Origin of the sequence: Acinetobacter sp. ANC 5378, from assembly GCF_013004315.1 — a bacterium.
In the GTDB taxonomy this organism is placed as follows: Bacteria; Pseudomonadota; Gammaproteobacteria; order Pseudomonadales; family Moraxellaceae; genus Acinetobacter.
The window spans coordinates 12,898-27,514 of sequence record NZ_JABERK010000040.1 but is presented as its reverse complement, the minus strand read 5'-3'; the positions used below and the strand labels follow the sequence as shown (position 1 = coordinate 27,514).

Annotated in this window: 13 protein-coding genes and 1 riboswitch; of the genes, 3 read left to right on the top strand and 10 right to left on the bottom strand. The window is 41.7% G+C overall.

What is annotated here, in order from left to right:
• Positions 1–12 precede the first annotated feature (12 nt).
• Positions 13–315: an ArsR/SmtB family transcription factor gene (locus HLH16_RS09155; RefSeq protein WP_171529101.1), complete on the bottom strand. Its 303-nt coding sequence runs from the start codon at positions 313–315 to the stop codon at positions 13–15.
• Positions 316–548: 233 nt separating this feature from the next.
• A protein-coding gene (prfB, locus tag HLH16_RS09150; protein WP_131288284.1) for a peptide chain release factor 2 occupies positions 549–1,644 on the bottom strand; the annotation gives its coding sequence in 2 pieces (ribosomal slippage) (positions 549–1,571 and positions 1,573–1,644; 1,095 coding nt in all).
• A 182-nt stretch (positions 1,645–1,826) separates the two neighbouring features.
• Between prfB and HLH16_RS09145 the strand changes: the two genes are divergently transcribed.
• The 3 genes from HLH16_RS09145 to HLH16_RS09135 all read left to right on the top strand — a co-directional run bounded on the left by HLH16_RS09145 (position 1,827) and on the right by HLH16_RS09135 (position 4,681).
• Positions 1,827–2,639, top strand: coding sequence for a putative porin (locus HLH16_RS09145; RefSeq protein ID WP_171529100.1), 813 nt, complete (start codon positions 1,827–1,829; stop codon positions 2,637–2,639).
• A gap of 323 nt (positions 2,640–2,962) precedes the next feature.
• Positions 2,963–3,742, top strand: coding sequence for a putative porin (locus HLH16_RS09140; protein ID WP_171529099.1), 780 nt, complete (start codon positions 2,963–2,965; stop codon positions 3,740–3,742).
• Between the two features lie 171 nt (positions 3,743–3,913).
• Complete coding sequence (locus HLH16_RS09135; RefSeq protein ID WP_171529098.1) at positions 3,914–4,681, top strand: putative porin; 768 nt, start codon at positions 3,914–3,916, stop codon at positions 4,679–4,681.
• A gap of 45 nt (positions 4,682–4,726) precedes the next feature.
• On the opposite strand, the gene recJ is transcribed toward HLH16_RS09135, so the two are convergent.
• The 8 genes from recJ to HLH16_RS09095 form a co-directional block, all read right to left on the bottom strand.
• Complete coding sequence (gene recJ, locus HLH16_RS09130; RefSeq protein WP_171529097.1) at positions 4,727–6,430, bottom strand: single-stranded-DNA-specific exonuclease RecJ; 1,704 nt, start codon at positions 6,428–6,430, stop codon at positions 4,727–4,729.
• Positions 6,431–7,087: a pyridoxamine 5'-phosphate oxidase gene (gene pdxH / locus HLH16_RS09125; protein WP_171529096.1), complete on the bottom strand. Its 657-nt coding sequence runs from the start codon at positions 7,085–7,087 to the stop codon at positions 6,431–6,433.
• A gap of 9 nt (positions 7,088–7,096) precedes the next feature.
• Positions 7,097–8,428 carry a phosphoglucosamine mutase gene (glmM, locus tag HLH16_RS09120; RefSeq protein WP_171529095.1) on the bottom strand — a complete coding sequence of 444 codons (1,332 nt, stop codon included), beginning with the start codon at positions 8,426–8,428 and terminating at the stop codon, positions 7,097–7,099.
• 126 nt (positions 8,429–8,554) lie between these two features.
• Positions 8,555–10,021, bottom strand: coding sequence for an IMP dehydrogenase (gene guaB, locus HLH16_RS09115; protein ID WP_131288303.1), 1,467 nt, complete (start codon positions 10,019–10,021; stop codon positions 8,555–8,557).
• A gap of 177 nt (positions 10,022–10,198) precedes the next feature.
• Complete coding sequence (locus HLH16_RS09110) at positions 10,199–10,564, bottom strand: YkgJ family cysteine cluster protein (RefSeq protein ID WP_171529094.1); 366 nt, start codon at positions 10,562–10,564, stop codon at positions 10,199–10,201.
• Positions 10,565–10,660: 96 nt separating this feature from the next.
• Entirely contained in the window at positions 10,661–11,458 is a 798-nt protein-coding gene (locus tag HLH16_RS09105; protein WP_171529093.1) for an oxygen-binding di-iron domain-containing protein, read from the bottom strand.
• 182 nt (positions 11,459–11,640) lie between these two features.
• Complete coding sequence (locus HLH16_RS09100) at positions 11,641–12,216, bottom strand: TMEM165/GDT1 family protein (protein ID WP_171529092.1); 576 nt, start codon at positions 12,214–12,216, stop codon at positions 11,641–11,643.
• 72 nt (positions 12,217–12,288) lie between these two features.
• A riboswitch (yybP-ykoY riboswitch) is annotated at positions 12,289–12,429 on the bottom strand.
• 188 nt (positions 12,430–12,617) lie between these two features.
• Positions 12,618–14,615, bottom strand: a complete 1,998-nt coding sequence (locus tag HLH16_RS09095; RefSeq protein ID WP_171529091.1) for a 2-oxo acid dehydrogenase subunit E2 — start codon at positions 14,613–14,615, stop codon at positions 12,618–12,620.
• Positions 14,616–14,617: the final 2 nt, after the last annotated feature.

Here is a 14,617-nt window from a genome sequence, read left to right as displayed (position 1 = left end):
ACTGATTAAAGTCTAAAGCGTATGCTGTAAATGTTGTAAAAACTCTTCGATCAGTGCTTCATTACGCGAGAAATAAGACCATTGCCCATATTTAGTAACATGAATCAGTCCTGCCTGTTGCAGCACCGATAAATGATTGGACATGGTCGATTGAGAGATATCGGCAATTTTTTCCATCTGACCTGCGCACACGCCACGACTAAAATCAGTTCCACATTCTTCAGCGGAAATATAGCGTTCAGGTTCTTTTAAACATTGCAGAATCTGACGTCTAATCGGGTTGGCTAAGGCTTTATAAATTGCTTCTGTGTCCATCTCATTTCACTCATGTTCATGATCAGCACCTTACCTAGAATCATTATATCGAATTTATACGATATTAATATCGAAATTTATCGATATTATATATTCATTTTGTAAATTGCTGCAATCTTGTACAAATTCACTCTATTCTAACATTGTCTGATCAATGGATTGGATGAACTCGATTCACCCAATTTTAAAGCTAAAAAAACAGAGGACTCGCCTCTGTTTTTAAAGAGATAAATTTATAAACCCTGTTTTAAACTGGCTTCAATAAATTTATCCAGATCACCATCGAGGACTGCACCGGTATTCGAGCTTTCCACACTGGTACGCAAGTCTTTAATACGTGAGTCATCCAGTACGTATGAACGAATCTGGCTGCCCCAACCGATATCAGACTTGGTATCTTCCAGTGCCTGCGCAGCATCAGTACGTTTTTTCATCTCTAATTCATAGAGTTTTGCACGCAACTGTTTCCAGGCATGGTCACGGTTGGCATGTTGTGAACGCTGGTTCTGACACGCCACCACAATCCCTGTTGGTGCATGGGTTAAACGCACCGCAGAATCGGTTTTGTTAATATGCTGACCACCGGCACCCGATGCACGATAAGTATCGGTACGGACATCTGCAGGATTGATATCAATTTCGATGTTGTCATCAATTTCAGGTGAAACAAACACAGCCGAGAATGAAGTATGACGACGGTTACCCGAGTCAAATGGCGATTTACGCACTAAACGGTGGACACCGGATTCGGTACGTAACCAGCCATAGGCATACTCACCTTCAACGCGGATGGTTGCAGATTTAATACCCGCAACATCACCGTCAGATTCTTCCATCAATTCTGCTTTAAAGCCGTGACGTTCAATCCAGCGCATATACATACGAAGCAACATGGATGCCCAGTCTTGTGCTTCCGTACCACCCGAACCGGCCTGAATTTCCACATAACATGGATTCGGATCCATTGGATTACTGAACATACGACGGAATTCAAGTTTTGCCAGTTCCGATTCAGACGCATCCAATTCTGCTTGTACATCTTCAAGCAAGCTTTCATCGTCTGCTTCAACCGCTAAATCAAGCAGTGCTTGCGCGTCTTCAAGCTGTGTTGATAAACCTTCAAGCACATTTAATACGTTTTCAAGCTCGCCTTTTTCTTTGGCCATCGCTTGCGCACGACTTTGATCATTCCAGATTGCTGGATCTTCTAATTCGCGGAGAACCTCTTCTAAACGCTCTTTTTTCAGATCGTAGTCAAAGATACCCCCGTAGTGTTTGACCACGGTCGTTTAAGTCTTTTAATTGGTTTAGATAAGGATTAATTTCCACGTGAATTACTCTCAATCAGAATATTAGGCTTAAATAGCTGTCAATTATAACACAGAGCATAGATGCAATTTTAGAGGGCAGAGATGTAATAACAGTTGACCAAAATGTCTTTTTTATAAACAATGTGTATGTTTTTTATACATTATTACAATTTTATTACAACAATAACCTTTGGGGATTTTATGAAACGCACTCTATTCGCACTTGGTCTTGCTGCAATTGCTTCTTCAAGTTTTGCTTATAATGCTCAATTAGATGGTGGCTTCACTTACACGGATCATGATGATAATTTTACCGATACGGACCATCAGTTTGAGCTAAAAGGCACTTTTTATTTCAATCCGATTTCTACTAAAAATGCACCTCTTAATGAAGCCGCATTTTTAGGCCATAACAGCAATGCCTATCTTGGCTATACCTATAACTATTTAGAAAGCAAAACTATTTTAGCTACAAAATCTGAAGCTGATTTACATACAATTTATGGTGGGATTGAATATTTTGTTGAACAATTTTATTTAAATGGTGAATTCGGTTTTGGTCAGAGTGAAATCAAAGTGACCTCTCCTTTAGGGAATGTCACTAACGATTCTGATGTTACAACTTATCGTGCATTAGTCGGTTATATGCCTGTATCGAATCTATTATTGGCGGCAGGTATTGATGGCTATCAAGGCGATGGTGAGTTGGAAGACAACCGCTTCGCAGTACGTGCAAAATATGTAGCACCCATGGATCAAGGTCAATTTTTAAATCTGGAAGCTGACGGTGCATTTGGGGATGAAGATGAAGTGACCCTTGCTGCAGACTACTATTTCGATCAGGCTTTCAGCTTAGGAGCAGCTTATAATATTCAAGATGATGGCGAAGACGATGTTGATTTTTTCTCCATTCGTTCTAAATATTTCATTAATTCTAACTTTGCAGTGGGTGGCGAAGTTGGTTTTGGGGATGATATTCAAACATTCAGTCTCAATGCAACTTATCGTTTTTAATTGAAAAACAAGTATTCATTTGAGTACTTAAAAACACGCTCAATTGAGGGTGTTTTTTTATGGTTAACTCATTATTATGTTACGAAATACTTAAAATTTTATTAAAAATTCACATAAATCCATTAACTCTCCACAATTTTAATAAAACAAAACATTTTAATATTTTTGTATTTTTCAAATATTTATTGAATATTAATTACACAAAATTACGTTAGAAACATTTCTGTAACTTTCCATGGATTGACCTGGTTTTGTTTTGCTCTAGACTGAAAGTTGTAACAAAAAATGTATTAATTTTAACCAAAATTTGAGGGGTAGTATCCATGAAAAAATTAGCCATTGCTTCAGCACTTCTTTCTGCTCTAGCTATTACGGGTACAGCAGCACATGCTTATCAGGCAGAAGTCGGTGCATCTGCAGGACTGATTGATCCTGATAATGGTAGCTCAAGCGGCTCTTTCGGTGTTGATGGCACCTACTACTTTAATCCGGTTCAAACCCGTAATGCTCCATTAGCCGAAGCAGCTTTCCTTGATCGTGCCAGTAACGTCAGCGCACAATATCAATATGATGAAGTAGGTGATACTGAAGCACATACTTATGGTGTAGGTGCTGAATACTTTGTACCTAATTCAGATTTTTACTTAAGTGGTAACGTGAATGGTCATGATCTTAAAGATAACGATGATCTAGACAATGATTTAACCACTTATGCTGCAGAAGTGGGTTATTTACCAGCACCAGGCCTGTTAATCGCCGCTGGTGTAAAAGGTTGGGATAATGACGTTGATGACGGCGTAGATCCAACATTACGTGCTAAATATGTCACCACACTCAGCAACGGTAAAGACATTAACTTGGAAGCCGGTGCAGCTTTTGGTGATCTAGATGAGTACAATCTTGCAGCAGATTACTTTATTGATAAAACTATGAGCGTGGGCGTCGATTATCAGAGTAATGATCTTCGAGATCAAAATGAATTCGGTGTAAGCGCACGTAAATTCTTTACCCCTCAAGTCAGCCTTGAAGGCCGTGTAGGTTTTGGTGAATACGGTAATAACGACTACAATAAATTTGGTGTAGCCGCAAAATACCGCTTCTAATCTTAACTCAAAATTAGTCAGCTATAAAAAACCCATCTTCGGATGGGTTTTTTGCACTTGTAATAGGCATTTAGGTATTTTTTGCACATTGACGGTGCGATTAATAGCTGTACAATCTGTTACAACTATTCATCAAACAGTCATATTTTTATAACAAAGAGAGAAATCTAAATGCTTAAAAAACTTGCTCTTGCTACAGCACTTTTGGCTGGCCTAGGAACTGCACATGCTTACCAAGCTGAAATTGGGGGTACTGTTGCTTACCATGACGTTGATATTCAAGGTGCTGATAATGGTCACACACTTGCGGTTGATGGCACTTACTACTTTAATCCGGTTCAAATCAAAGACTCACCATTAAATGAAGCAGCATTTCTAAATCGCTCTAGTAACATTAATGCAGCTGTTTCTTATACTGATTTTGATTTTTACGAACAAACGGCTTTTGGTGTAGGTATTGAATATTTCGTTCCAAATACAGACTTTTATGTAAGTGGAAATATTGGTCAAATCACTGAAGAATTCAATGGTTTTGAGGATTTTGACACAACTCGCTATACAGCAGAATTAGGTTATCTTCCAATTTCTGGTTTGCTTATCGCTGTTGGATTGGATGGGTATGACAACGATGTAGAGGATGATGTTGATCCAACTTTACGTGCTAAATACGTAACTAAAGTAGGTCAATACGACATGAACTTTGAAGGTGGTGCTACTTTCGGTGACGACAATTTTTATAATTTAGGTACAGACCTTTATCTAGATAAAACATTAAGTGTCGGCCTTGGCTTCAGTGGCAGTGATGCTGATGGCGTTGATGATGATGTATTCACAATCCGTGCGAAGAAATTCTTGACTCAACAAGTCAGTCTTGAAGGTAACATAGCATTTGCTGATGATATCAATACTTATGGCATTCGTGCAGCTTACCGCTTCTAATCTCTCAGATTAAAAATCAAAAAACCGCTCATCTGAGCGGTTTTTTTATTGTTCTAAATGCATAACACGCATTTGTAAACTGACGTTGCCATTAAATTCATTCTTATCGAGCTCATACACCAGTCGAACACTATCTTGCATGGCATCAAATTCGAATTTTTCAGTGGCATTAAAGGCAATCGCTTCCACAATTTGTCCATTTTCCAAAGCCAAACGCAGTTTTAAATGGGTTTCTTTTAACCAGCGATAATCTAAAACCTTGAATACACCTTCAAAAATCGGCGATGGAAATTTTTGTCCCCATGGGGTTAAATTTTGCAGCAAATCAACAGTATCAATTTGAAAAGTTGTTGTCGGCAATTCACCATCAGTCCATAAGGTGGCATGAAACAGCGATTCATCCATAGTCGAGATCAGTTGCTCAAAGGCCAGTTTGAATTCTTCAAAATGCTGTTTCTGAATCGTTAAACCGGCTGCCGCGGCATGTCCGCCAAAGTGACTGACCAAATGTGGATGTTGTTCCGCAATCAGTTCAATCGCATCTCGAATATGCACGCCCTCTATTGAACGTGCAGAACCTTTGATATGAATGCCATCATCATCTGCCGCAAAAACGATGCTCGGACGATGAAACTGTTCTTTCAGACGACCCGCAACAATACCAATCACACCCTGATGCCAATGCGGTTCAAATAAAATTAAAGCTGCAGGTAAATCTACCTGATCCAATTGCAAGATTGCTAATTCAGATAAAGCCTCTTGCTTCATCTGCGCTTCAACCTGGCGACGTTCAAGATTGAGTTGATTCAGCTGCTGTGCCAATGGATAGGCCGTTTGCATATGGCTTGCCATGAGACATTCAATACCAATATCCATGGTTTCCATACGTCCAGCCGCATTAATTCGTGGACCAAGCACAAAGCCTAAATCCTGGGCTTTAAGTTGAGACGGTTCTCGTCCTGCAATATCAAGTAAGGCCCTAATCCCGGCACGACATTGATTTTGCTGAATCCATTTAACCCCGGCATCCACCAAGATCCGGTTGTTATAATCCAGACTTGCAACGTCTGCATAAGTACCCAGTGCAACCAAGTCTAAATACTGCGCCACCTTGGAAGTCGATTTTCCTGATTTACTGCGATGACTCGACAGGTTGGCAAGCAGATAAAATGCAACCCCCACGCCCGCCAAGGCTTTACTTGGAAAGTCGCAGCCCAATTGATTTGGATTGACCACAGCTTCGGCTTTAGGCGTTTCCTTAGTGGTCAGATGGTGATCGGTAATAATCACCTGCATGCCATGCGCTTGGGCTTGTTCAACACCAGCATGACTGGAAATACCATTATCAACCGTAATCAACAGATCCGGCTGATACTTGGTAAAAGCCAGGTCGGCAATTTTAGGTGTTAAACCATAACCATATTTAAAACGGTCAGGAACCAAATATTCAACATTGGCGCCCATATCGCGTAAAGCTAGAACCATCAATGCGGTGCTGGTTGCACCATCCGCATCATAATCGCCAACAATGACTATTTTCTTATTTTCATCAATGGCTTGATCCATAATTTGAATGGCTTGCTCTAAACCTTTCATATTTGGAGCGAGTAAATGTTTCAGTTTAAGTTCGAGTTCTTGTTCAGATTGCACACCACGGCGCGCTAAAATTTGCGCAATAAAGGGCGACACGCCCTGAATATTTTCAGGGCGTGTAATAAAAGGTCGTTGCTGAATCAGTGTTTTTGGCATTTAAGGCATGAGCCGTTGTAATTTCCATGTACCATCGATTCTTTCATAACTTAAGCGGTCATGTAAACGGTTTGGACGACCTTGCCAAAATTCGTAATAGTCCGGTACCAAACGGTAGCCACCCCAGAATTCGGGTTTAGCCAATTCTGTTTTGTCGCTTACCCGATCTTGCAAGGTTTGGAAACGCGTTTGCAATTCTTCACGGCTGGCAATGACACCACTTTGTGGGGTACTAATATGCGCTGCAATCTGGCTATCACGTGGACGTTTATGATAATAGTCTGTCGACTCTGCTAAAGAGATCTTTTCAACTTTACCACTTACGCGAATTTGACGTTCCAGTTCCGGCCAATAAAACAGTAATTCCGCATACGGATTCGCAATTAAATCCAAGCCTTTTTGACTGTCATAATTAGTATAAAAGTCATAACCCGCTTCAGTTGCACCACGCAATAATACGGTACGTACATGGGGACGACCTTGCGCACTTGCCGTTGCCAGAGACATGGCATAGGGTTCATGCAATTGAGCTTCTAAAGAGGCATTAAACCACGTTAGGAACTGCACATGTGGATTTTCATCCACGTGAGCTTCGTGTAATTCACCTTTTTGGTAACTTAAGCGAAGTTCGCTCAAATCTTTAATCACATCATTCATATTGTTACCTTAAATCGCATTGGAACGTACAGTGTTTGCAAGATGATTGGCTAAATCGGTTACTTCCTGAAGATCATCACCTTCCACCATCACACGAATGACAGGTTCAGTTCCTGATTTACGAATCAGTAAACGACCACGACCTTTGAGTTGTTGTTCAGCTTTTTCAAATTCAGTCACCAGTGCAGGTACAGCATAGGGATCAAACATTGCTTCTAAACGAACATTCACTAGTACATTGGGCAATAAATGGAAGTCTGTAACCAATTCATGCAAAGCTTTTTTCTGTTCAACCATGACAGTCAAAACTTGCAAGGCTGCAATAATCGCATCACCTGTGGTGCTCTTGTCTAAGGTCAGAATATGCCCTGATGGTTCACCGCCAATCACCCAACCATTTTCATCCAGTGCTTGCAACACATAACGGTCACCTACACTGGCACGTACAAATGGAACTTGCGCTTTTTCTAAAGCCAATTCAAGCGCCATATTGCTCATCACGGTACCGACAATTCCTGCAGGCTTATGGTTGGCTTGTGTGGCAAGAATATAGAGGATGTTATCACCATCAACCAACTGACCATTTTTATCGACCAAAACCACCCGGTCTGCATCACCATCAAAGGCAATACCTAAATCTGCCTGATGTTCAATTACTGCCTTTTGCAGGTTTTCCGGATGGGTTGAACCACAATTTTCATTGATGTTTAAACCATTCGGTTCATTGTGAAGAGCAACAACTGTTGCACCCAATTCCTTAAATACCGAAGGACCTACGTTATAAGCTGCACCATTGGCACAGTCCACCACAATTTTTAAATTGCTTAAGTCAAAATGGTAAGGGAATGTTGATTTACAAAACTCAATGTAACGACCGTTGGCATCTTTGACACGAACGCTTTTACCCAGGTTTGCGGTATCTTCAATTTTCAATTCTTTTTCAAGTTCTTGATTAATTGCATCTTGAATTTCATCTGGAAGTTTTTTACCTTCACTTGAGAAGAACTTAATCCCATTATCAAAATAAGGGTTATGCGAAGCTGAAATCACAATACCTAAACTGGCATGCATTGCACGAGTTAAATGTGCAATCGCAGGGGTTGGTAATGGACCCAATAAATGGACATAAACACCGGCAGCATTTAAACCTGCTTGTAGAGCTGATTCTAAAATATAGCCAGATAAACGGGTATCTTTACCCATAACAACGATGGGTTTTTTCTTATTGCTCATTTGTTTTAAAACTTTACCTGCTGCAAAACCCAACTTGAGCGCAAATTCAGGTGTAATTGGAAGTTCCCCAAACTTTCCACGAATACCATCTGTTCCAAAATAACTCATTTTTTACTCACTTTTTATACATTTATGGGGGACATTGAGCATCCCATTTTGCTGTAAATACTTTACACCAAAATCAAAAAAGCCGTCATATAAATGACGGCTTTTCATGGCTTGGATTACTAAAAATCAACCAACACGGTAGTTTGGCGCTTCTTTAGTAATAGTCACATCATGCACATGCGATTCAGACATACCGGCTGAAGTGATTTTTACGAACTTCGCATTTTGACGAAGATCTTCAATCACTGCAGAACCCGTGTAGCCCATAGATGAACGCAAACCGCCCATCATTTGGTGCACGATGTTGCCCATTGGGCCTTTGTAAGGTACGCGACCTTCAATGCCTTCTGGTACTAATTTTTCAGCACCCGCTTTAGAGTCCTGGAAATAACGGTCTGCAGAACCCGTTGCACCCGCCATTGCACCCAACGAACCCATACCGCGGTAAGCTTTGTAATAACGACCCTGGAAGAATTCAACTTCACCCGGTGCTTCTTCAGTACCTGCAAGCAGTGAACCAACCATGATCGTGCTTGCACCTGCACCAATGGCTTTTGCCATATCGCCAGAGAAGCGGATACCGCCGTCAGCAATCAAAGGAATCTGTTCTTTCAATGCATTGGCAACAGAATCAATTGCAGAGATTTGCGGCATACCAATACCCGCAACAATACGCGTAGTACAGATTGAACCAGGGCCAATACCGACTTTAACCGCATCCGCACCTGCATCAAGTAAAGCCAATGCAGCATCGCCAGTTGCGATGTTACCGCCAATCACTTGAACTTGCGGATAGTTGGCTTTAACCCAACGAACACGTTCAATTACACCCGCAGAGTGACCGTGTGCAGTATCCACCACAATCGCATCCACACCTGCTTCAACCAGTGCTTCAACACGTGCAGGTGTTTCTATACCTGTACCCACTGCAGCACCAACACGTAAACGACCCAGGTCATCTTTACAGCTATTTGGATAAAGTTCGGCTTTACGGAAATCAGTGACCGTAATTAAACCTTTTAATTCGTTGTTATCACCAACAACCAATACTTTTTCAATACGATTTTTTTGTAATAAGGCTTGGATATTTTCTTTAGATTCGTTTTCACGAACAGTCACCAAGCGGTCTTGACCAGTCATGATGTTACTAACTGGTTGTTCGAGATTAGTTACGAAACGTGTATCACGACCCGTGACAATACCGACCACTTTGCCATCTTTAACAACAGGTACACCGCTGATATTGTTGGCTTGAGTAATCGCAATCAATTCACGAACCGTTGTTTCTGGAGTCACAGTGATAGGATCTTTCACCATCCCTGCTTCAAATTTTTTCACACGACGTACTTCAGCTGCTTGAGCAGAAATATCCATGTTTTTATGCAGGATGCCGATACCACCGTTTTGCGCCATCGCAATTGCCATACGTGATTCTGTCACAGTATCCATTGCGGCTGAAACAAGGGGAATATTCAAATTAATGCCACGAGTAAGGCGTGTCTTTAAGGAGACATCTTTTGGGAGAACAGTTGAGTAGGCAGGGAGTAATAAGACATCATCGAAGGTTAGCGCTTCTTGAACGATGGTCAACATAACAGTCTCACTGGTAATTTCCGTGCGCCATTATAAACAAAAAAAACAGTTTTATTCATGTTAATTTCAAACAGCAATGCAAAATAAATTTGCATTGCTGAAGATTTACGATGTTTTTTCGTTCAAAAACAGCAACTCTGCTGCATTATGATGTTTAAGGTTTAATTTTATCTACTGTTAAACGACCTGATCAAAATCATCATCATTGATCGGTTCTGCTGTTTCGATGGGTATAAATGGAATCATATTGTAGGCACGGCGGGCTTTATTACATTGCTCATCGGCGATTTGCACTTCTTTGCAACTGGAACTGCGCACGGTATAAATTGCACAATTGACCTGTTCACCAATTTTCCCCTCGAGCGCTACACAATAAGGCTGTGCCTGATTGGTGCCTTGCATACAGGAATAGACCGCAGTGAGCGGTTCAGTATACTGCTCGGGCATGGGAATGCCTTCCGCCCAATAGAATGAAACCCGGAAATGAGCACAACATGCTCCACAACTCAAACACGCATCCTGCGTAGCGACTTGAGACAACATTTCTTAAATTCTCGTCATCAAAGGTTTAATTTTTAGCGAGAAATTTTAAAAAATGTTGCTTTTATACGCAAGAAAAATCAGTGAACAGCAGGGATATTATTCTGGACAGGTAAATACCGTTTCATCCATCAAGTCTGTACCGCACTGTAAAGTTTCAATCCAATCCAGGAACTGGTTAATCTGCTCTTTACCCATGAATGGCGTACCGTGCTGTGGCACGATCATTTCAATATCCATGGTGCGAACCATATTCACCCAAAGACGAATCACTTTATTTGAACACATATAGCGTTGATGAAAGCTTTTCATCTTGGGAATATGTGCTGCAAAATTTTCCAGTGGCTTAGAAGCATCATCAACCATCGATGCGCCCATATCACCTGAAAACAGGATTTTTGCAATCGGATCATAAAATTGGAAGTTGCCAACCGAATGCAAAAAATGCGCAGGAACAACAATAATACGTGACTCGCCCAAAGGAATGACTCCACCGTGATCCGGCAATTCAATCAAGCGTTCCAGCCATCCACCTTTCATTCGATCACTCATAAATGCCGAGTTCAAATGCGGTAAGAAACGTGCCCAGAGTTTAGACGCCACCACTTTGGCTTCGGTATACACCAACCAGCGTGGCATTGAGGTAATAATATCGGGGTCTTGGTGGGAAGCCATCACATAATCAAGATTGGTCAGGCGGGTATATTTATTCAGTTCCATGGTCAGTGGGACATAAGTTAAATCACCACCTGGATCCAGCACTGCGGCACGCTCATTATCTAAAATCAGAAATTGGTTGGCTTGTACCCCTTCACCTTTGACCAGACTGGTAAAGCTAATACATTTATGTGTGCCATTATCAAATAACACTTGTGATGTAGTGCGATCAAATGCCATAACCCATTCCCCAAAATATCGTTGTAAAAGTGCATTTTTATGCCATACAACATATAGGGAATTATGGCGGTTTACAACAAACTTACATTGAAATATTGTCAGATTTATCAGTAAATTGTGATACGTTTTGCAATAAAAAATCCCGACTAAAATGCCAGGATTTTTTTCACTACGATTCAACTTTAGAAGAAATAATGTTGCACCAAGGTGGCAACACCAATAATCAAGAAAATGCTCGCGCCAATCTTATGAATCAGTGGAATTGGCAATTTATCAGCCAGCTTATTTCCGACAAAGACTGCCGGTGCATTGGCAATCATCATCCCAATTGTCGTTCCTAGCATCACCCAGAACACACTGTCAAAACGCGCAGCCAGAGCAACAGTTGCCACTTGTGTCTTGTCGCCTATTTCAGCGAGGAAGAACAGCACAAAGGTTGCACCAAACACGCCATATTTTTGCCATTTATTAATATTGTCGGTTTCATCTTCCAGTTCGTCTGGAACAAGCATCCATAGTGCCATCGCGATAAAGCCAACTGATACAATCCACAGCAACACATCTGGATTAAGAACCGTAGTAATCCACTGACCAAGCACAGCCGATATCCCATGGTTCAACAAGGTCGCCAGTAAAATAGCAAGTAGGATCGGAACGGGTTTACGAAAGCGTGCCGCAAGTAAAAGTGCTAATAATTGAGTTTTATCGCCCATTTCAGCGAGGGCAACAATAGCGGTAGAGATAAGCAGTTCATGCATGTGATCTTTCTCTGGCTAGCAAAATTTGCCGATGACTTATCGCTCCTGCTAGCCAAAATCTGCGGAGTGATAAATCAAAGGTCTTGCCAACAAAAGAAGCTTAAAAAAGCTGATTTGGTTCTTTGCTATGATGACCATGTTCTGTTGAACAATTATGTTGACCATCACCTTTTTACATTGCGTAAAAAGCGGCTACTCCCCAATGAAGTGGGGTAATTTTAATCGCAAAGCAATTTTTTATCAAATCAATTTACTGGCTGGCTTTTAGGATATAGATTAAAAATAAATAAAATCAAACGATGAGGATTAGATGAGCCGTATGTTCCCGACATCTTCCTTATCTGTGCGAATAAAAAAAACCTGCCGAAGCAGGTTTTTTTTATTCGCAATTGATGACCCGATTAGAGCAACAAAGTACGAATATCAGCTAAAAGTTTGGTCAATTTATGGGTGAAACGGGCAGCATCAGCACCATTAATCACACGATGGTCATAAGACAATGACAATGGCAACATCAGACGTGGATCAAAACCTTCACCATTCCATACCGGTTGCATGGTTGCAGGTGAAATACCCAAAATCGCCACTTGAGGCCAATTTACCAATGGGGTAAATGCGGTACCGCCAATTGAACCCAAGCTGGTAATGGTAAAATTCGCACCCTGTAAATCTTTCGGTGATAATTTTTTCTCACGCGCCTTTTTACTTAACTCACCCAATTCAATCGCAATTTGCTTGATTGATTTTTGGTCTGGGTTACGCAGTACGGGTACAGTCAAACCATCAGGCGTTGCCACTGCAATCCCCATATGGATTTCATTGCGCAGCAATACTGATTTCTGATCATCAGCCAAATGACCTGCAAAATAGGGCTCTTCTTTTAAAAGATGTGCCAAGGCTTTGGCAATGAAAGCCAAAATGGTCAGGCTAATGCCCTCTTTCTTAAAGTTGCCTTTCAACTCGCCACGCCAAGCTTCAAGCTCAGTAATATCGGCTGCATCAAACTGCGTGACTTGAGGAATGAAGTTATTCAGTGACAATTGCGGAACAGAAACCTGTTGCAAGCGTGTCATGGCCTTTTCTTCAGTACCGCCAAAAGCACTAAAATCAGGAAGTTTAGGCAAGCCAGAAACGTGTGCTACAGCCTGTGCTACAGGTGCTGCTTGAGGGGTTGTTAAACGTGTTTTCACATAAGCAAACACATCTTCTTTCATCAAGCGATCATGTGCACCAGACGCTTTCACTTGTGACAACACCACACCCAATTCACGTGCCAGTTTACGTACCGCAGGACCGGCGTAGACTTTGGCATTTGCCGCACTTTGCTCTTTGGTCAGCTTATCAGAACCTGATGCAACGACTGGAGCTTGTGCTTGTACCACTGGCGCTGATTTAGCAGGAGCAGCTTCTGGTTTAGCTTCTGCTTTTGCAACAGGTACGGCCTGAGCGGCAGCCTTCACTTTGCCTTCAATGGTTACCAAAGCCACACCTTGGCTAACGCTTTGGCCTAATTCAACGTGAATGGCTTTAATCACACCGGCAATTGAGCTTGGCACTTCTACAGTGGCTTTATCAGATTCAACCACAATGATGCTTTGATCTGCTTCCACCGTGTCACCAACTTTCACTAAAATTTCAGCAACGGTGGCTTTGTCCACACCCAGATCAGGCACGGTAATTTCAATTGCACCGCTTTGAGCTGGAACAGCTTCTGCCACAGGCTCAGATTTCGCTACGGCAGCGTGTACAGTTTCTGCTTTTGGAGCTTCAACAGCAGTTTTAGCCTGAGTTGTACCCGCAACTTTCACTTTAATCAGCACCACACCTTCTTTTACAGTGTCGCCTTCATGAACCTCAATGCTTTCCACAATACCTGAAACTGAACTTGGCACTTCAACCGTAGCTTTGTCTGATTCAACCACGACAATGCTTTGATCAACGTCCAGAACATCGCCTACTTGTACCAAAATTTCGCCTACCAGCGCTTTTTCTACGCCAATGTCAGGGACTTGTACTTCGACAATGCTGCTCGATGTAGATGCCTGAGAAGCACTCGGCTGATGCGATGCCAGTTCCTGCATAATTTCTTGATCAGGCAGTGAGGTCGGGGTATTTTCCGAGGTTTTTTGTGAAGCATCCGCCTGTTGAATTTCAGTTGCTGCATTGGATGCATCTTCTGATTCAAGCTCGATTAATGCCACGCCTTCAGTGACCTCATCGCCCTGATTAACCAGAATGCTTTTCACCACACCTGCCGAAGTGCTAGGCACTTCAACAGAGGCTTTATCCGATTCCAGCAAGACCAGACTGTCATCAACAGCAACGGTATCGCCCACTTTGACTAAAATTTCCACAACGGTGGCTTTATCTACCCCAATATCAGGTGTTTTGATTTGCATGC

Excerpts from the sequence above, each read along its gene's own strand:
- HLH16_RS09100 (WP_171529092.1), bottom strand. The coding sequence starts at position 12,216 with ATGCATGAACTGCTTATCTCTACCGCTATTGTTGCCCTCGCTGAAATG.
- guaB (WP_131288303.1), bottom strand. The coding sequence starts at position 10,021 with ATGTTGACCATCGTTCAAGAAGCGCTAACCTTCGATGATGTCTTATTA.
- HLH16_RS09135 (WP_171529098.1), top strand. The coding sequence starts at position 3,914 with ATGCTTAAAAAACTTGCTCTTGCTACAGCACTTTTGGCTGGCCTAGGA.
- HLH16_RS09140 (WP_171529099.1), top strand. The coding sequence starts at position 2,963 with ATGAAAAAATTAGCCATTGCTTCAGCACTTCTTTCTGCTCTAGCTATT.
- HLH16_RS09155 (WP_171529101.1), bottom strand. The coding sequence starts at position 315 with ATGGACACAGAAGCAATTTATAAAGCCTTAGCCAACCCGATTAGACGT.
- HLH16_RS09095 (WP_171529091.1), bottom strand. The coding sequence starts at position 14,615 with ATGCAAATCAAAACACCTGATATTGGGGTAGATAAAGCCACCGTTGTG.
- recJ (WP_171529097.1), bottom strand. The coding sequence starts at position 6,430 with ATGCCAAAAACACTGATTCAGCAACGACCTTTTATTACACGCCCTGAA.
- HLH16_RS09105 (WP_171529093.1), bottom strand. The coding sequence starts at position 11,458 with ATGGCATTTGATCGCACTACATCACAAGTGTTATTTGATAATGGCACA.
- HLH16_RS09110 (WP_171529094.1), bottom strand. The coding sequence starts at position 10,564 with ATGTTGTCTCAAGTCGCTACGCAGGATGCGTGTTTGAGTTGTGGAGCA.
- glmM (WP_171529095.1), bottom strand. The coding sequence starts at position 8,428 with ATGAGTTATTTTGGAACAGATGGTATTCGTGGAAAGTTTGGGGAACTT.
- pdxH (WP_171529096.1), bottom strand. The coding sequence starts at position 7,087 with ATGAATGATGTGATTAAAGATTTGAGCGAACTTCGCTTAAGTTACCAA.
- HLH16_RS09145 (WP_171529100.1), top strand. The coding sequence starts at position 1,827 with ATGAAACGCACTCTATTCGCACTTGGTCTTGCTGCAATTGCTTCTTCA.